This window comes from Streptomyces sp. NPDC054863 (assembly GCF_053610825.1).
This window is the reverse complement of the sequence record NZ_JBSGZD010000048.1, coordinates 19,698-38,581: the sequence shown is the minus strand read 5'-3', so window position 1 is coordinate 38,581 and position 18,884 is coordinate 19,698. Positions and strand designations below refer to the sequence as shown.

Below are 18,884 nucleotides of genomic sequence, written 5' to 3'. Positions count from 1 at the left end.
GGATCTGCCCGGGCCGTTCCGTGTGTTCCGCGGGTACGGACGGTGCGTCAGCGGCCGTCGAGGGTGAAGCGGTAGAGCTTGTTGTTGTGACCGCTCAGCCCCTCGCCCACGTTGGAGATGTAGTAGCCCGAGCCCCAGTACACGCTGCCGTCGACCACGGCGGCCCCGCCGAAGACGGAACCACCGCTGGCGAAGTCCCACCGGATCTTCCCGGTCGCGGCGTCCAGCGCGTACATGTTGGTGCCGGTGGGCGCCGAGGAGCCGGCGTACATGACGCCGTTGGCGCTGGTGATGAAGGAGTCGTCAAGCCACTTGCCCTCCTTGCCCTGGGGGTCGGCGGTCTGCCACTCGATCTTGCCGGTCGCGGCGTTGACCGCGGCGAAGAAGCCGCTGCTCACCGTGGACCTGGTGCCGTCGGCCGCGGTGATCTCCCAGGGCAGGTGATCGCCGTTGCCGATGCCGACGTAGATGCGCTTGCCGTCGGTGGCCGAACCCCACTGGATGCCGCCCAGCGGACCGCCGGGACCGACCTGCGTCTGCCACACGACCTTGCCGGTGGCCGGTTCGAGCGCGTAGTAGACACCGCTCTTCTGGCCTATGCCGAGCAGGTCCTTCGGCTTGCCGTCGATCTCGGTGGTGTAGAGGTTCGGGGCCGAGCCGAAGTCGAAGTCCGGCGCCTGGTTCTGCATGTACATCATCCAGGTGTCGGCCGTCAGGGTGTGATGGGCCCACCTGAGCTTGCCGCTCTTCAGGTCGAAGGCGAGCACGCTGTCGAAGTGGTTGTCCTTGTCCGGCGGGGTGCAGTCCTTCTGCTGCGGGTTCACGCAGACGCCGGGCGGCGAGGTGTAGTTGTTGCCCGTACCCACGTAGACCAGGCCGCGCTTGTGGTCGACCACCGGCTGGCTGCCCCACACGGAGGCGCCGGTGTAGCCCTTGGGAATGGTGTGCGTCTTCCACAGGATCTTGCCGGTGCGGGCGTCGATCGCCAGGACAGCGCCGCGGAACTCCGGCTTCTCGTGCAGGGTCGACGCCTTGGAGGACGTCCCCACGTACACCACCCCGTTGTCCACGGTCGGGGAGGAGGTGATGACCGTCGTCGGGTCCTCGTCGACCTTGGTCAGCCAGCGCTTCTTGCCGGTCCTGGCGTCGACGGAGATGAGGTACGCGCTCTTGAGCGATTTCGTCGTCAGCGTGCCGGTGCCGAGGTAGAGGCTGCCCTTCCAGTACGCGGGGCTGGTCCGGGACATGTGCCCCTCGACCCCGTCGTACGAGGTGATCGTGTTCGACCAGATCTCCTTGCCGCTGTCGGCGTCGATGGCCCACAGCTTGCCGCCCCAGTCGGGCACGTACACGGTGCCGTTGACGACGGTGGGGGTGGCGGAGACGTCGCCCGCGGTGGTGAAGGTCCACTTCGGCGCCAGCCTGCCCACGTTCTGGGGGCCGATGGTGCGCTCGGTGGCGGCATGGCGGGTGTTGTGGTTGTTCTGGCCCGCGCTGACCCACTCGGGTTTCACCGGGACGCTGCGGTTCTGGGTGGACGCGGCGGCGTTCGCGGCGTTGCCCGTGGTGGTGGTGTCGGCGGACGCGACGGTGGCCAGCATGAGGGCCGCGCAGCCGGTCAGCGCGGTGGCCAGGCGCCGCCACCGCCCTCGGACGTGTGCGGGCCGTGGTCTCGTACTGGGATTCATGGAGTGGTTCCCTCGTTCCCTCTGTACGGCGCCGGGCGGGCGGGCGGCGGCCGGGAGCGCTCTCGCGGCTCCCGGCCCCGGGCACGCGGAACCGGCGCCTGGGCGGTTGGCAGGCCGGACGGCCGGCCGGGTGGGGTGTGGTCTGGACGGGGTGTGGTCTGGACGGGGTGCGGGCCGGGCGGGCCGTGGCCCGGGCGGCTCTACGGCGCGAGCGCCGCGGCTTCGGCCCAGTCGGCGACCCGCACGTCGACGACGCCCGCGGGGTCCTCGGCGCCGACGGCGCTGCCGGAGAGCTGCTCCAGGAACTGACGCGCGGGGGCGTTGCGCCGGGTGGGCAGATAGGGCAGCCGCAGCGTGCGGCAGCCGGCCTCCAGGGCCCGCGAGCTCAGCATCCGCAGCATCCGCGTCTCCACCCGGCGGTTGAGGACCCGGCAGCTGAGCAGGAAGACCGGCACGTCGAGCACGTCGCCTTCGGGCCGCGCCAGCACGAGCCCGACGGTGCCGTAGTCGCCGAAGACGTCGCTGACCCGCACCGTCCAGCCCCGGCCGCCGCCGTCGAGCAGCCCGCGCAGCGCCGGCACCGTGAAGGCGGTGCCCGCCAGGGTGAACTGCGTGGTACGGGTGGTCAGTTGGGCCGCGCGGTCGAGCGCGGAGTCCGTCAGCTCCTCCATCGTGACCTCGATGGCGCAGCGGGCCAGGAACTCCTCGTAGTCCGCGACGGACCGCTCCAGGGCCCGGCGGTCCGGCTCGGCCCCGTACCAGTCGGCCCGCAGCCGGTCCTCGTCGGTCACCGTGAGCTGGTCGAAGGCCCTCTCGTGGGCCAGTTGCCGCGGCGCGGCGGCGGAGTCCCGGGTCAGCTCCACCACGGCGACCTCCGGCAGTTGCGCGCGCACCGACGCGCACTCCACGGCGTCGTCGTCGACGAAGACGAACGAGTTCAGCGCGAGCCCCAGCTCCTGGGACAGCTCGGCCAGGTACTGGGCCTTGGGCTGCCAGCCGATCCGGTGGGCGGTGACGTCCTGGAGGGTGAGGGCCATGCCGGGGTTCTCGGCGAACACGGCCCGGACGTCCGCCTCCTCGTTGCGGCTGCACAGGCAGAGCAGCCTGCCCCGTGCGCGCTGGTCCAGCATGAACTCCTGGACCTCGCGGCGCCCGGGACCTATCTCCACCCCGAGCGGCCCGTCCTCGCCGCACACCCCGCTCCACAGGGTGTTGTCGCAGTCGAGCACCACGACCTTGCGGGGCCTGGTCCACGTCGTGGCGGCCAGCCGCACCAGCCAGTCGGCCAGCGCGTCGAAGTAGGCCTCGGTGTACGGGAGATGGGCGATGCGGTCGGCGTACTCGTCGTGCGTGCCGGTCACGCCGTAGCGGTCCGTGAGGTCGTCCAGGGGCACCAGGCACATGCCGGGCAGCAGGCCGACGGTCTCGGTGATCCGCCGCGCGGCGGCCTCGCCCCAGCGCGCCCGGACGGGGTCGGCGAGGGCCGCGGGGGACGGCGGGGTCAGGGCCACCAGCCAGGTGGCCGCGGAGCGGGTGGGCGCGGTGGACAGCACCGACAGCAGCTCGTCCAGGAGCCGGTCACCGGCCGCGGGGTCCTCGGCGCCCCGGTACAGGTCCTCGGCCCGCACCAGCAGGACGTTCACTCCGGCGTGCGACAGCAGCACGCCGCCCGGGTCGAGCAGCGGCTCCACCAACTGGCCGTACGGGGCGACCCCGAGCGCGCGCCCGGTCTCCCGCAGCCGCCGGGCCACGGCGTCCGCGAGCCCGTCCGAGGTGAAGGTCGCGGCGAGGGCGACTCCCGGTTCGCCCACGCCGCTCATGCGGCCCGGCCGTTGCGGTGGGCGTGGACGGCCGCGGCGAGTTCGGCGGCCGTCGTGTCGTTGCCGAGCGCGTGCACGGGCAGCTCCACGCCCAGTTCGCGCCAGAGCCGCGACAGCACGCGTACGGCCCGCATCGAATCCCCGCCCAGTGCGGCGAAGGGGGCGTCGGGGGCGACCTCGTCCTGGCCCAGCACCCCGCGGAACGCCTCCAGGACGGTGCTCTCCACCTGCTGGGCGGACATGGCCTCAAGTTTGTTCGATTCCATCTTGAGAAAACCCTCGTTTCGGCCGTGACCGGCCAACGCATAGGACGGAAAAGGTGAAACAGGCCAATGGCCGTCACCTGGCGGCCGGATATCGATCCCTGGGACCGCATCTCGGGCACCGCACGATGGATTTGGGAGCGTACCTGTTCAGGCTCTTCGGCGCAGTGCGTGCCCTGTCGGTCAAGTACGGGTGCCTGAAAGGGAAGTGGAGAGGAGGCGCCGCCTCCGGTCGGCAACTTCCGGACCACAGAGGTGCGTTACGATTTCCGCCGCGGTCGTTGCGTCGACCACCGATCTGCCAGGAGTTGACGATTCACTGGCGCCACCCGAGTCGGACAAGGAGATATCACCCCATGCGCAAAAACGGGTTGGCCAGTCTCATCCCTCTTTATTTCATCGTCCTGATCGACAACTTAAGCGTCAGCCTCATCATCCCCGTACTGATTCCCATCACGTACGACGCCGACATCGGCATCATGAGCAGCGGAACCGCCGACGCCCGGGACGTGTTCTACGGGGTCGCCATCGGAAGCTACTCCCTGGCGATGTTCCTCGGCGCCCCGCTGCTCGGCTCGCTGTCCGACCACTTCCGCCGCAAGAAGACACTGACGCTGTGTCTGCTGGGCCTCGTCCTGAGCTACGTGCTGACCATCTGGGCGCTGCAGAGCCGGAACGTCCCGCTGTTCATCGTCGCGCGCGTGATCGGCGGCCTGTTCTCCGGCAGCCTGCCGGTCGCCCAGGCGGCGATCCTGGACGTCACGCCGAAGGAACGCCGCGTGAACTCCATCGGCCTGATCATGTTCTGCGTCTCCACGGGGTACGTGGTGGGCCCGCTCATCGGCGGCTACCTCAGCGACTCCACCCTGGTGTCCTGGTTCAACCTGGTGACCCCGTTCGGCTTCGTGGCCGCCATCACGGTGCTGAACCTGCTGGTCCTGCTCGTCACCTTCCGCGAGGAACCGGCCCCCAGGCCCGCCGGACGCATGGCCTTCCCGAACCCGGTCAAGCACCTCCTGCGGTCCTTCACCTTCCCCGGGGTCAGGCTGCTCTCCACCGCGCTGCTCCTCATGTCCCTGGGCTGGACGGCCTTCTTCCAGTTCATCGGCCTGTATCTGACGGCGAACGAGGGCTTCGGCCAGCGCGCGGTCACCAACCTCATCTCGGTGGTCGGCATCGGCCTCGCGGTGGCCTTCCTCTCCCTGGTGCCGCTCTCGATGAAGTACCTCAAGCCGCAGGTCGCGGTCACCGGAGCGCTGGCGGGGATGACCGTGTGCATCGCCGGCACCGCGCTGACCGGCTCGACGATCGCGCTCTACGCCCTGTGCCTGGTCGGCGCGGCCACCTACGGAATCTCCTACAGCGGCCTGGTGGGCATGATGTCGGCGGCCGTGGACGACAACCACCAGGGCTCCGTCATGGGCACGGCCGGCGCGGTCGCGGCCCTCTCCGCGGGTCTGTCCGGTGTCGTCTTCGGCGCCATCGACGGCTCCAGCTCGCTGCCCATCTTCTCGGCGGCGGTCTTCGTGCTCCTCGCCTTCCTGCTGTCCGCCGTGCTGAGGAAGAGCACCGCCGCCGGCTCCCGCGAGGAGGAGCGGCAGACCACGGACCGGACGTCCGCGCTCTGATCCGTCCGGGGCCCGGTGACCGTCCTCGGCGCCGGGCTCTTCGCGTGCCCGCGCGGCCGAGCCCGAACACCCGTCGGCGCTCGGCCTCAGGCACGGGCTCTTCTCCTGCCCGCGCGGCCGAGCCCCCTTCAGACCCGGCCGGCCGGGACCGGGGCGGCACTGTGTGCGCCGATCAGGCGGGGCGCCCCGTCGGCGGGCGCGGGCGCGAGCAACTGGCGCACCAGGTGCGCCGCCACCGGCTCCACAGGACCGGCGGCCTCCCGGGCGCCGGGCGAGTTCGTCTGCTCGGTCCGCAGCATCCCCGGCCGCGCGAGGAGGAACCCCACGCCGGGGCGGTGCCGGGCGGCCCAGTGGACCAGGCCCTCGACCGCGGACTTGGCCGCGACGTAGTGCGGCCAGTCGCGGGGCGGTGCGTCCAGGGCGGCCGAGGAGATCACCAGGCACCTGCCCTGTCCCGGCTCGCCCTGCCCCGGCCCGCTGTGCCCCGGCCCGCTGTGCCCCGGCCCGCCCTGCCCCGGCCCGCTGTGCTCCGGTCCGAGGAGGGGGAGCAGCCCCGCCATCGGCGCGCTGACCAGCCGCAGCGCACCGGTCAGGAACGCGTCCATCCGCTCCAGGTCGGTGGCGGCCAGGCCCAGCGTGCGCAGGGGCGGGGACGCGCTGCACACCAGGAAGTCGAGCCGGCCGTGCTCGCGTGCGACGCGGGAGGCCAGTGCGCTGCTCCAGCGCGGGTCCGCGGCGTCGCCGGGCGCGGAGTGCAGCCGCCCCGGCAGCCCGTCGGCCTCCGCCGCCAAGTGCTGCGGCAGCGTGCCCCGGTGACCGGCATGGACCTCGCACCCCTGCGACACCAGCGCCAGGGCGAGGGCCGCCCCCAGCCCGCGGCTGCCGCCGACGACGACGGCCGAGGTGCCCCGCAGCAGGGTGGACGGGCTCAGGTGCGCGGCCAGCGCGGCTGCCGTGACCGGCGGCGCGGGGGCGCGGACCATCGCCTCGATCTCGGCCTCGGCGACGACCGTGCCGTCCGCCGTGACCGTCCCGACGATCGACACCAGCCCGAAGCGGGTGTCGGTGTGGACCACGCGTGCGGTGTACGACAGCCGTGCACGACCCTGCGCGGCGACCGCGGGAAAGCGCAGCGCCACCCGTCCGAGCAGGCAGTTCTCGCCCGGCAGACGCATCCCGGCCAGATAGCTCGACCACAGCAGGCAGGCCAGCGGCAGCCGCCCGAGCAGCCGGGAGGCGGCCGGGAACCGCTCGTTCAGCGCGTCGATCCCCTCCGGGCCGTACGTGCCGGACACCTCGGTGCCCGCCGGCAGATCCGCGATCGTGCGCCGCAGCGCCGACCGGGCCGCGGGCACCGGCAGCGGATCCAGGTCGGATGGCGTGCCGGGGGTGATCCGTAACGTCAGACAGGTGCGGTCCCCGTCGCGCAGCCGGTAGGTGCCGCGCCCGGCGGCGCCCTCCACCGCCTCAGGGCGGTAACTCACCCCGGGGAAGACGGGGTTGCCGAAGTCGGCCTCGACCGCCGTCACGCCCGCCCCGTCCGGCGCCAGTTCGTCCAGCGTCGCCAGGGCCGCGAGGACGCCGTGGGCGACGGTCCGGCCGAAGGGGGTGCGGCGGGCGTGGCCGGGCGAGCAGTGCAGTGCGTTCCGGTCACCGCCGGCCCGTGCGAACAGCGCCACGTCGTCTTCCGAGAGCAGCACGCGGTTACCTCCGATGAGCGCGTCGAACGACGCCTTGGGGCGGGTGGGGAAGGACGCCGGGGCCCTGGGGGCGCGGGCGTCCGTCACCGTAACGCGGGCGGCCCACCCGCACTCAGACCCCTTTTCCGCAAGGCCGCGCACTTGAGTTCCGCCGAAGGTGCGGGCGTTCAATCGCGGTCCGGAAGCAGTTGCACACCCGGTCGACCCACATTCGAGTGCACAGGGCACGGAGCCCTGTACGAATTGTTCGGTGTCCTGAGCGGTGGAAAGGTCTGTGTGCGCATGAAGGAGCGGCAAGCAAGTGCCTACGAGCGCTTCCAGTGGTTGCGCCATCTCCACAATCCCGATGATCCGGGACTCACGATCAGCTATGTGTACGCGCTGACCGGTGACGTCGACACCGACCGTCTCAACGACGCCCTGCGGGAAGTGGTCTCCACCGCTTTCCCGCGTCTCCTGTGCTACTTCACGGACGTCGGCGGACGGCTGACGGCGAAGAGCCGTCCGGCGCCCCGGCGGGTGCTGCGCGGCTGCGAACGGCAGGACGACCTCCTCGACCCCGGCGGCATCGACCCCACGGGCCAGGAGCTCTTCCGCTTCCGGTACTGGCGGGCCCCGGACCAACGGCTGCTGCTGCGCCTGGACTTCAGCCACGTGGTCTTCGACGGCGGCTGCTACACGCCGTTCTGCGCCGCCCTCAGCGCCTGCTGGCGGGGCGCGGAGCCGGTTCTGGAGAAGCCGTACGGCCCGCCGCGGCGGACCGACGCGGACGCGGACGCGGCCTACTGGCGGTCGATGCTCGCGGGCCGCCGGCTGCACCAGCCGCTGCCCTTCGCCGCGGTCCCCTCCCACCGGGACGGCCGCCGCATCTCGGTCACCGAGACGATCACCGGCGCGCGGGCCGACGGCATCCACCGGTTCCTGCGCGACCACGAGCTGAGCCTGCTGCAGTTCGTGGTCGGCGTCACCGGTGGTCTCGTCCACGCCTACGGCGAAGGCGACGACCGCGGCGTCGTGGTCGCGCACACCGTGGACACCCGGGAGTACGGGGCCCCCTACGGCTGCCACACCAACCTGCTGCCGCTGTGGCTGGACCTCCCGGCGGACGGTTCCGCGCTGTCGGTGCTCCAGCAGGTGCGCACCCAGCGCGAGGAACTCCGCGACCACCAGGGCTTCCCGACCTCCGACCTGATCGCACTCGCCGCGGACGGGCCGGGCCAGGCCGCCGACCGGGGCGCGGGCGTGCTCAACCTCGTGGTGAACCACTCCTCGGCGATGCTGCCGACCGCGATGCCGGAGCTCGCGGGTGTGGAGACCTCCTGGGTCCGCAAGCCGGGCACCGGCAGTTCGAGCGAGCTGAGCGTCAACTTCAGCTCCGACGCACAGGGCATCCACCTCTCCTTCGACTCCTCCACGCGGGTGCTCTCGCCCGAGGCCCTGTCGGCGCTGGCGACCAACTTCGGGCGCCTGGCCGATTTCGTGACGGCCGGACCGCACCGCCCGCTCGCGCAGTGCGACCTGTCGCGCCCGCTGGAACCGGTGGCCGAGGGGGCCGTCAGTACCCCGCGGACCGGGCAGGGCCTGGGCGCGGACCTGCTCGGGGCCGCGGCGGCGGACCCGGACCGGGTGGCCGTCGTGGACGACCACCGCTCGCTCACCTACGGCGAACTGCTGGGCGCCGCACACCGGCTCGCCGCCTCCCTGACCGCTGATGCCCCGGCTGCCGGCTCCCCGGCCGCCGACACCCTGACCCCTGACGCCCCGGCCACCGGCACCCCGGCCGGTGACGCGCGGCCGGTCGGCGTCTTCCTGGAGCGGACGGCCGCGATCCCCGTCGCCTACCTGACCGCGCTGGCCCTGCACCGTACGTTCGTACCGCTCGACCCCCGGCTTCCGGACGGCCGCCTCACCTACATGGCCGAGACCGCCGGACTCGGCGTCGTCCTGGTGGACGCGGCGACCCGGGACCGGGCGGCCCTGCTGTTCCCCGGCACACCCCTCAGGGAGGTGGACGGCGCGCCGTCCGCGTCCCCGCCGCCCGAGGCCGCCTGGCCGGCCGGCCCGGCCGACGCCGGCCGCGCCGCTTACGTGCTGTTCACCTCGGGATCGACCGGCACCCCCAAGGGCGTCGCGGTGAGCGAGGGCAACCTCGCCAACTTCCTGGACTCCGTGCGCCAGGACCCCGGGATGGGCCCGGACGACCGCATCGTGGCCCTGACCCCGATCGGCTTCGACATCTCGCTCCTGGAACTCCTGCTGCCGCTGCTGTGCGGCGCCACCGTCCACGTGCTGTCCGAGGAGGCCAGGACCAGCGCGACCCTGCTGGCCGAGCGCATCGACGCCGGCGGCGCGAGCATCGTCCAGGCCACCCCGTCCACCTGGCGCATCCTGAAGTCCGCCGGCTGGCGGGCCCGGCGGCCCATGACCCTGCTGTGCGGCGGGGAGCCCCTGGACGGCGACCTCGCGCAGTACCTGCTGAACCAGAGCGCCGCCGTCTACAACATGTACGGCCCGACCGAGGCGACCATCTGGGCGAGCTGGCAGCGCGTGACCGACGCCGACCACATCCACCTGGGCGAGCCCGCGCCGGGCACCCGGTACTACGTCGTGGACGGCGACGGACGGTCCGTGGCCCCGGGCATGCGGGGCGAGCTGATGATCGCCGGTGACTGCGTGGCCCTGGGGTACCTGAACGCCCCGGCGACGGCCTTCGGCACGCTGCCCGACGGCACCCCCTCCTACCTGACCGGCGACCTGGTCCGCCACGACGGCCCCTCGCACCTCACCTACGTCTCCCGCAAGGACGGCCAGCGCAAGGTCAACGGCCACCGGATCGAACTCGGCGAGGTCGCCGCCGCGGTGACGGCGCAGGCCCCGGACGCGACCGTCGTCGCCGTCGTGCGGACCGAGCCCGAGCCGCACCTGCGCTGCTTCGTGTGGCTGCCCGAGGACCGGCCCTTCGACGCGACGGCGGTGCGCGAGCGGTGCCGGGACACCCTGCCGTACTACATGGTGCCGCAGGCCGTGCACCGGCTGACCGGGATCCCGCTGACGGCCAACGGCAAGACCGACGTCAAGAAGCTCGGCGAGGCGCCCCTGTCCGCGCTCGGCCTGTACCCGCAGGACGAGACGCCCGCGCCGACGTCCGGCGCGCGGCGGACCGCGGCGGACACCGGCGGGAGCGACGGGCCGGACCTGCTCACCGAGCTGCGGCGGCTCGTCGCCGCCGAACTCGGCCTGCCGGAACCGGACACCGACCGGCCGCTGGGCTACCAGGGCGTCACCTCGCTCGGCTACCACGTCCTCGCCGCACGGATCAGCGACCGGTACGGAGTCGCCGTCCAGGCGCACGACTTCTACCGCATGAACACCCTGCGCAGCGTCGCCGAGACCGTCGCCCAGCTCACCGAGGGCCGCGCCGACGGGCCGGGCAAGCAGCAGGACGCCCGGCCGGCGGCCGGGCCGCGCCCCACGGCGGCCCCGCAGCGGCCCGCCGCCGACGGCCGCCTCGCCATCGTCGGCCACTCGGCGGTGCTGCCCGGCGGACCGGACCCCGACGCGTTCTGGCAGACCCTGCTCGACGGCAGGGACTGCGTAGGACCGGCCGCCGCCGAACGACAACTGCCCGGCGAATTCGCCGGATTCCTCCCCGGGGTCAAGGGGTTCGACGCCAGGTTCTTCTCCATCTCGCCGAGGGAGGCGAGCTGGATGGACCCGCGTCAGCGGCTGCTGCTGCAGTCCGTCTGGCACACCCTTGAGGACGCCGGGTACGCCGCATCCGAACTGAACGGCTCGCGCACCGGCTGCTACATGGCGGCCACCGGCAACGACTACGCACTGCTGCAGGCCAGGGCGGACGCGGGACAGATCCCGTACTCGCTGGTGGGGCACTCCATGAGCCTCGTCGCGAACCGCATCTCCTCCTGGTTCGACTGGCACGGCCCCTCCACGGTCCTCGACACCGCCTGCTCCGGGTCCCTGGTGGCGCTCGTCAAGGCGTGCCGCGACCTGCGTGCCGGGGTCTGCGACGCGGCCGTGGTCGGCGGCGTGAACCTGATCCTCGACTCCCAGATCAACGAGGGCCTCCACTCGGCCAGGTTCCTCTCGCCCGACCACAGGTGCGCCGCCTTCGACGCCTCGGCCAACGGCTACGTACGCGGGGAGGGTTACGGAAGCTTCCTGGTCAAGCGCCTGGAGGACGCCCTCGCCGACGGCGACGACATCCGCGCGGTCGTCGAGAGCGTGGCGGAGAACCACGGCGGGCGCGCCAACTCGCTCACCGCCCCCAACCCCCACGCCCAGTACCGCCTCCTGCTGGACGCCTACACGCCCGAACTCGCCGCCCGCACCGGCTACATCGAGACCCACGGGACGGGAACGGTGCTGGGCGACGCGATCGAGCTCGACGCCCTGAAGCGGGCCTGGGAGCAACTGGTGCCGGGGCCCGCCGGGCGCCCGGTCCGCCTCGGCGCGGTCAAGTCCCACATCGGACACCTGGAGCCCGCCGCGGGAGTCGCCTCCGTGACCAAGGTGATCAAGGCGTTCGAGCACCGGACCCTGCCGGCCAACCTGCACTTCCAGGAACTCAACCCCGGCATCACCCTGGAGGACACCCCCTTCGAGGTGCTGCGCAAGACGGTCGCCTGGGACGACGACGAACTCGTCGCCGGAATCAGCTCCTTCGGCTTCGGCGGCACCAACGCGCACGTCGTGCTGTCCGCGCCGCCGGCCCCCGCCGCCCGGCGCGCCGCCCCCGCACAGTCCCGCCTCGTCCCGCTGTCGGCGCGCACCCCGCAGGCGCTGCGCCGTCTGACGGCCGCGCTGCTCGGCCACCTGGAGCGCGGGGGGCCGCTGTCGGACGAGGACCTGCGCGACCTCTCGTACACCCTGTGCCGGCGCGAACCCCTGGAGTACCGCCTGGCCTGGTGCCCGTCCTCCGGCGACGAGCTGGTGCGCGCCCTGCGCACGGCGGGCGAACCGGTCAGGGCGCCGGCGCGGGAGGGGGCGGGCGACGCGGGAGCGCCGACCGCGGAGTCGGCCCGCGAGAGGTACCTGGCCGGTCAACCGGTCGACTGGCAGGCGCTGTTCGCGCCGCACACACCGCACCGGCTGCGGCTGCCCGGCTATCCGTTCGACGAGACGGATCTCTGGTTCACGGACGAGGGACGGACCGCATGACGAGCAGCACCGGGACGAGCAGCACCGGGACGACCGGCACCGGGACGACCGGCACCGGGACGACCACCGCCGTCGGGGCCCGCGCCGCCGCGGTCGAGCCGCTCCGGCTGCTCGCGGGGGACGAGCCGGACACCTTCCGGGTGCAGATCGACCCCGGCCACACCTACCTGAGGGAGCACCTGGTCGGCGGCCGGCGCGTGCTGCCCGGCGTCGCCTGCCTGGAGACGGCGGTGCGCGGCGCCGCCCTGCTCCACCCGGAGGCGACGACGTTCGCCGTCAGGGACGCCGCCTGGCTGCGGCCGATCTCCGGCGACGCACCGGACGAACTCGTCGTGGCCTTCCGCTCCGCACCCGGGGCGAGGACGACGGACTACACCGTCACCCACCGCGGCGCGCTCTGCGCCATGGGCACGCTCCTCTTCGAGAAGCAGGACCGCGCCCCCGCGGTGGGCCTGGAGGTGCGCGACGAGATCTGCGCGCACACCACGTCCCACCTCACCCGGCGGGAACTCTACGAAGGGTTCTCGCACATGGGCATCGACTACGGCCCCTACTTCCGCCGCAACACGTACGTACAGCGGTACGGGAAGCGCTCGCTGGCCTGGCTCTCGCACAACGACGGAACACCGATGGGAATGGTGAACCTCCTCGACTGTTCCTTCCAGTCGGGCATGGCGATATCCATCGGAGAGCACCGGGACAGCTTGATGCCATTCTCCATGGGGCATATGATATTTCACGCCCCGGCGCGATTTCCCGCCGATTCTGCATTCGTCCTCACGGAGAAACTCTCTCCCTTCAGGACCAATTTCACGGTATACGACGAGGATTACGAACCGCTTCTCTCGGTTGTCGACCTCGGTGTGAAACCCGCTCTCTGAGCGAAACCCGCTCCGTGAGTGAAATTCCGCTCCTTGAACCCGGCGTCACGAGACATAGGGGATTGTGTTGAGTCGCAACGAATGGCGAAGCGGGAATTCCGCGCCCGGTGCAGCGCGCCCCGATGCCCCGCTGGTCCGCCGTGCCGCCGTGGACACGATGGTGTTCGCCCCACGGTGGACACACGGCCGGCTCGACCCGCCGGGAGCCGCCGCGGACGGCCCGCGGACCTTCCTGGTGCCGCCGGGACAGCCCCGCCTCCACCAGGAACTGACGGAGCGTTTCCCGCACAGCAGGGTCGTGGCGCTCGACTCCGCGGCGGTGGCCCGGCTCGCCGCCGCCCCAGCCGCCGGTGAACACCTGGTGTTCGTCAGCCGCACCTCCTGGGCCGACGGGATCCGCGACGCGGACCTCACCTCCTTCCTCGACCTCGTCCACGCCCTCGACCGGTGGCCGCGGGTCCGCCTCGACGTGTTCACCGACAAGGCGGTGCACAGCCCGCTGTTCACCGCGGCCACCCACCCGGTGGACGGTGTGTACGTCGGTCTGGCGCAGTCCCTCGCCAAGGAGCGGCCCGACTGGGAGGTGCGCTGCTTCTGCCTCGCGGACCTCACCGCGGCGTCACTGGCCGCGGCCCTGGACCGGCCCCTGCCGACCGTGCCGGGCGCCCCCGTCTGCGTCCGCGGCGACGAGTACGCCGTCGCGTCGATGCAGCCGGCCACCCTCGCGGCCTGGCCCGAGCGTTCCGCCTTCAAGACCGAGGGCACCTACGTCGTCCTCGGCGGCACCGGCGGACTCGGCGGCCTGCTCGCCGAGTACCTGGCCGCCGAGTACCGGGCCGAGGTGGTCGTCATCGGCCGCCGCCCGGCCGAGGACTTCGCCCCACAGGCCGACGCATTACGGGAGTTGGGTGCCCGCGCGGTCCACTACCACCAGGTGGACCTGGCGGACGGGCCCGCGCTCAAGCGCGCGCTCGACGCCCACGAGGTCATCAACGGCGTCGTGCACTCGGCGCTCGTGCTCCAGGACGCGACCCTCGCCACCATGAGCGGGCGGGTGCTCGCCGACGTACTGCGCCCGAAGCTGCACGGCACCCACCACCTGGTGGACGCGCTGCGCGGCAGGGACCTCGACTTCTGTCTGTTCTTCTCCTCCGTCCAGGCCCACATCGCCAGCGCTGGACAGGGCAACTACGCCGCCGCGTGCGTGGCCAAGGACGCCTACGCGGACCTCCTCCACCAGGCCCTGCTGATCGACGCCAAGGTCGTCAACTGGGGCTACTGGGGCGAGATCGGGGTCGTGGCGAAGCCGGAGTACCGGGAGCGGATGCAAGGGCTCGGGATCGGCTCGATCGAACCGGCCGAAGGGCTGGCGGTCATCGAGCGGTTCCTCGCGGCCGACGACCGACGGATCACCTGTGTCAAAGGAACGGAAGAGGCGTTGGAGCGCATGGGCATCACACCGCACGAGTCCGCCGTCCCCGCGGCACCGGCCACCGGCTCCCCGGGCGTCCTCGACGACGTGGTGCCCGTCCTGCGGGACGACGACGCCGACGTCGCCCGCAACCGGGACCTCTCCGAGCGGCTGGAGGCGTACACCCGCTGGCGGCTGCGGCAGGTGCCGCTGCCGGCGACGGCGGTCGACAAGTACGCGCTGCTGATGGACGCCATCGGCGCGATGCCGTCCGCGCAGTCCCTGCCCAAGGCCGAACTCCTGCGTGACTACCCGGAGTTGACCGGCCACCTCGCACTGCTCGACCGGTGCCTCGACCACCTGCCCGACGTGCTGAGCGGCGCCACCGACGCGGTGGAGGTGCTCTTCCCCGACGGCTCCTTCGACCTCGTCGCGCCCGTCTACCAGAGCAACCCCATCGCCGACTACTTCAACCGGATCTGCGCACAGGTGGTGACCCACTACCAGCGCCGCACCGCGGGCCGCCCGCTGCGCATCCTGGAGATCGGGGCCGGCACCGGCAGCACCACCAAGTTCGTCCTGCCGATGCTGGACCCGCGGGAGGTGAGCTACCACTTCACCGACCTGTCGTACGCGTTCCTGCACAAGGCCCGCGACGCCTTCGGCGGCGACCACCCGTACGTCTCCTACGAGATCTGCAACATCGAGGACCCGCCCGAGGAGTACACCGGGTCCTTCGACATCGTCGTGGCCACCAACGTCCTGCACGCGACGTCCCACGTCCCCGGCACGCTCCGCAACGTCCGCAAGGTGCTGGCGGAGGGCGGCATCCTCGTCCTCAACGAGATCACCGCACGGCAGGACTACGCCACGCTCACCTTCGGCCTCACCGACGGCTGGTGGCTCAGCAACGACCCTTACCGCATCGAGCACAGCCCCCTGCTCGCCAGTGACCAGTGGCAACGCCTCATGCACGAGGCGGGCTTCGGCGCGGTGCGCACCCACGGCGGCGACGGGCAGCAGGTCCTGGTCGCCCTGGCCGGCCCGGCGGCCCCGGCAGCGCAGACGGCTCCGGCCGCCCCGGTCACCGAGGTCACCGAGGTCACCGAAGTGCCTGATGTGCGGGTGCGGGTGGAGCGGTTTGTGGTGGGGGTGATTGCGGAGACGATGCGGCTGGATGTGTCGGAGGTCGAGCTGGATCGTCCGTTCCGGGACATGGGGATCGATTCGTTGATTTCCATGGAGTTGTTGAAGCCGTTGCGTGAGCGGGTGGGGTATGTGCCTGCGACGGTGTGGTTCGAGTATCCGACGGTGGGTCGGTTGGTGGAGTTCCTGGTTGCCGAGTATGCGGAGACGGTGGCGGAGGCGTTCCCCGCAGCCGCCGTTGCCGCACCGGCGGCCGAGAGCGCCCCGGCCGCCCCGGCCGTCGAGGCCACCCCGGTTGTTCCGGCTGCCGAGGTGCCTGATGTGCGGGTGCGGGTGGAGCGGTTCGTGGTGGGGGTGATTGCGGAGACGATGCGGCTGGATGTGTCGGAGGTCGAGCTGGATCGTCCGTTCCGGGACATGGGGATCGATTCGTTGATTTCCATGGAGTTGTTGAAGCCGTTGCGTGAGCGGGTGGGGTATGTGCCTGCGACGGTGTGGTTCGAGTATCCGACGGTGGGTCGGTTGGTGGAGTTCCTGGTCGCCGAGTACGCGGAGACGGTGGCGGAGGCGTTCCCCGCAGCCGCTGTCGCCGCACCGGCGGCCGAGAGCGCCCCGGTCGCCCCGGCCGCCGAGGTACGGGAGCAGGAGGCGCGGCCCCGGCCGGCCGCCGCGCCCGCGAGCGGATTCGTGCCGCGGCCCGGCGACATAGCCGTCGTCGGCATCGCCGCACGGCTCCCCAAGGCGTCCAACGCCCAGGAGTTCTGGGACAACCTCGTCGCCGGCCTGGACTGCACGACCACCGTGCCCGCCGGACGCTTCGGCACACCCCTGGCGGAAGGCCCCGAACCCGTCCCGTACACCGAACGCGGCGCCTTCGTCGACGACATCGACGCGTTCGACCACACGTTCTTCAGCATCACCCCCCACGACGCGGCACGCATGGACCCCCAGGAACGCCTCGTCCTGGAACAGACCTACCTGGCGATCCTGGACGCCGGATACAGCCGCTCCAGGCTCGCCGGCAGCGACACCGGCGTGTTCGTCGGCGTCATGAACGGCGGCTACGCCTGGCACACGCCCCTCGAACCCGGCGCGCAGCCGCCCACCTCGACGTTCTGGTCGATGGCCAACCGCGCCTCGTACCACTTCGACTGGCACGGCCCCAGCATGGCCGTCGACACCGCCTGCTCGGCCTCCCTGACCGCGCTGCACCTCGCCTGCCAGTCCCTGCGCACGGGGGAGTGCGACCGCGCCGTCGTCAGCGGCGTCAACCTCATCACGCACCCCCGTCAGTACCAGCTGCTGTGCGGCCTGGAGATGCTGTCGCGGACCGGCGAGTGCCGGCCCTTCGGCGCCGGGGCCGACGGCTTCGTGGACGGCGAGGGCGTCATCAGCCTGGTGCTCAGGCCCGCCGAGGAGGCCCTGCGCGACGGGGACCGCATCCACGCCGTCATCAGCGGCTCCGCGGTCAACGCCGGCGGCCGTGCGAACGGTTACACCGCGCCGAACCCCGAGGCCCAGTACGCGGTCGCCACCAAGGCACTCGCCGCCGCGGACACGTCCCCCGAGGCGGTCGGCTACATCGAGGCGCACGGCACCGGCACCGCCCTGGGCGACCCCATCGAACTGCGGGCCCTCACCAAGGCCTACGCGGCGGCCGGCATCCAGCGGATCAGGCTGGGCTCGGTGAAGTCCAACATCGGCCACCTGGAGTCCGCGGCCGGCCTGAGCGGAGTGCTCAAGGCGGTGCTCCAGATGCGGCACACCACCCTGGTGCCCTCGCTGCACGCCGAGCGGACCAACCCGCACCTGGACTTCACGGCCACCCCGTTCAAGCTCAGCACGGAAGTCGAGAACTGGCCCGCGGACCTTCCCCTGGTGTCCGCCGTCAGCTCGTTCGGCGCGGGCGGCGCCAACGCCCACGTGCTGCTCCGCGGAGTGCCCGAACCCGCTTCCGCGGCGGGGGCCGCCGCGGCACGGGACTGCTACGTCATCCCGCTCTCCCACCACAGCGCCACCGGACTCCAGACGGCCATGGACGAACTGCGCCAGTGGCTCGGCGGGCGCCGGGTGGACATGGACGCCCTCGCCCACACCCTCGCCTGCTGCCGCGACACCTTCCCGCACCGGGTGGCGATCGTCTGCCGCGACCAGGACGAACTGATCCGCGGACTCGGCCAGGACCTGCTGCGCCGCCCCGCGCCCCGGACGACGGCGGCGGCGGGCGCGGTGCAGGAGCTGTCCGCCCGCACGGCCCGCGACATCGCGGACCTGTACGAGAGCGGCGGCTCCCCGGACTGGGACGGCTACTACCCCAGGACCACCCCGCTGGAGCTGCCCGCCTACCCGTTCCTGCGCCGCCGCCACTGGATCGACTCCGCGGAGTCCGGCTTCCGCTCCCTCTCCTCGCTGGTCTCCGCCCACCGGATCGACGGCGAGACCATGGCGCCGGCCGCCTGGACGCTCGCGGTCCTCGCCGACCGGGCCCAGGGCCGGGCGCTGGGCGACGTGCTGTGGCAGAAGAGGATCACCGACCCCGGGGCCGTCGAGGTCCGCGAGCACGGCACCGGACTGGCGCTCGTCGACCGGGTCACCGGCGACGTGCACTGCACCGCCGAGGTGCGCCCGCCCGCGACGCCGACCGGCCCGCCGGAGATGCCCGCCGGCCGCAGGCAGTACGGGCCGGACATCTACGACTCCTTCCGGCGGGCCGGCTACGACTACGGCGCACCGCTGCGCGGCGTGCGCTGGGCCGAGGTCGGACCGGGCGCGGTACGGGCCTTCCTCCAGGTGGACCACGACTGGGGCCACGCCGTGTCACCCGCGCTGCTGGACTGCGGAATGCAGCTGTCCATCCTGCTGGCGGCCGAGGAGGAGCCGGGCGGGCCCGTGTTCGTCCCCTACCACCTGGGCCGGCTGACCGTGGTCAGGGCCCCGCGTGACGAGGCGGTGTTCGCCCACTGCGTGGCCAGGCCGGGCGGCGGGTCCCGGCGGACCCGCAGCTACGACTTCTACTTCACCGACGAGCGGGGCGACGTCCTGGTGGCCCTGGAGGAAGTGGTGTCCGTGGCCCTCGACGGCGGCGTCCCGGCGCCCCGGCAGCCGGCCCCGGCCACCGGGTCGGCCGCCGCGCCCTTCACCGTCCTCGAACTGAACTGACGGGGGCGGC

8 protein-coding genes are annotated in these 18,884 nt (G+C 72.4%); 4 read left to right on the top strand and 4 right to left on the bottom strand.

All coding sequences use genetic code 11. The features are described from left to right. Positions 1–47 precede the first annotated feature (47 nt). The 3 genes from ACWGIG_RS12405 to ACWGIG_RS12395 all read right to left on the bottom strand — a co-directional run bounded on the left by ACWGIG_RS12405 (position 48) and on the right by ACWGIG_RS12395 (position 3,774). Positions 48–1,688, bottom strand: a complete 1,641-nt coding sequence (locus tag ACWGIG_RS12405) for an outer membrane protein assembly factor BamB family protein (RefSeq protein ID WP_453321507.1) — start codon at positions 1,686–1,688, stop codon at positions 48–50. Between the two features lie 200 nt (positions 1,689–1,888). Beyond that, entirely contained in the window at positions 1,889–3,499 is a 1,611-nt protein-coding gene (locus ACWGIG_RS12400) for an HAD-IIIC family phosphatase (RefSeq protein ID WP_453321506.1), read from the bottom strand. A 5-nt stretch (positions 3,500–3,504) separates the two neighbouring features. Continuing rightward, positions 3,505–3,774: an acyl carrier protein gene (locus ACWGIG_RS12395; protein WP_453321505.1), complete on the bottom strand. Its 270-nt coding sequence runs from the start codon at positions 3,772–3,774 to the stop codon at positions 3,505–3,507. A 353-nt stretch (positions 3,775–4,127) separates the two neighbouring features. Between ACWGIG_RS12395 and ACWGIG_RS12390 the strand changes: the two genes are divergently transcribed. Further along, a complete protein-coding gene (locus tag ACWGIG_RS12390; RefSeq protein ID WP_453321504.1) occupies positions 4,128–5,399 on the top strand; it encodes an MFS transporter in 1,272 nt (423 codons plus the stop codon). 128 nt (positions 5,400–5,527) lie between these two features. Here ACWGIG_RS12390 and ACWGIG_RS12385 read toward each other — a convergent pair whose 3' ends face one another. Then, the gene (locus tag ACWGIG_RS12385) at positions 5,528–7,099 is read right to left on the bottom strand and encodes an SDR family NAD(P)-dependent oxidoreductase (RefSeq protein ID WP_453321503.1); all 1,572 of its coding nucleotides are present in this window, start codon (positions 7,097–7,099) and stop codon (positions 5,528–5,530) included. Between the two features lie 282 nt (positions 7,100–7,381). Between ACWGIG_RS12385 and ACWGIG_RS12380 the strand changes: the two genes are divergently transcribed. The 3 genes from ACWGIG_RS12380 (at position 7,382) to ACWGIG_RS12370 (ending at position 18,874) form a co-directional block, all read left to right on the top strand. After that, complete coding sequence (locus ACWGIG_RS12380) at positions 7,382–12,277, top strand: beta-ketoacyl synthase N-terminal-like domain-containing protein (RefSeq protein ID WP_453321502.1); 4,896 nt, start codon at positions 7,382–7,384, stop codon at positions 12,275–12,277. After that, a complete protein-coding gene (locus ACWGIG_RS12375) occupies positions 12,274–13,158 on the top strand; it encodes a polyketide synthase dehydratase domain-containing protein (protein ID WP_453321501.1) in 885 nt (294 codons plus the stop codon). The genes ACWGIG_RS12380 and ACWGIG_RS12375 overlap by 4 nt, the downstream gene beginning before the upstream one ends. 157 nt (positions 13,159–13,315) lie before the next feature. After that, the gene (locus tag ACWGIG_RS12370; RefSeq protein WP_453321509.1) at positions 13,316–18,874 is read left to right on the top strand and encodes a beta-ketoacyl synthase N-terminal-like domain-containing protein; all 5,559 of its coding nucleotides are present in this window, start codon (positions 13,316–13,318) and stop codon (positions 18,872–18,874) included. Positions 18,875–18,884 lie beyond the last annotated feature (10 nt).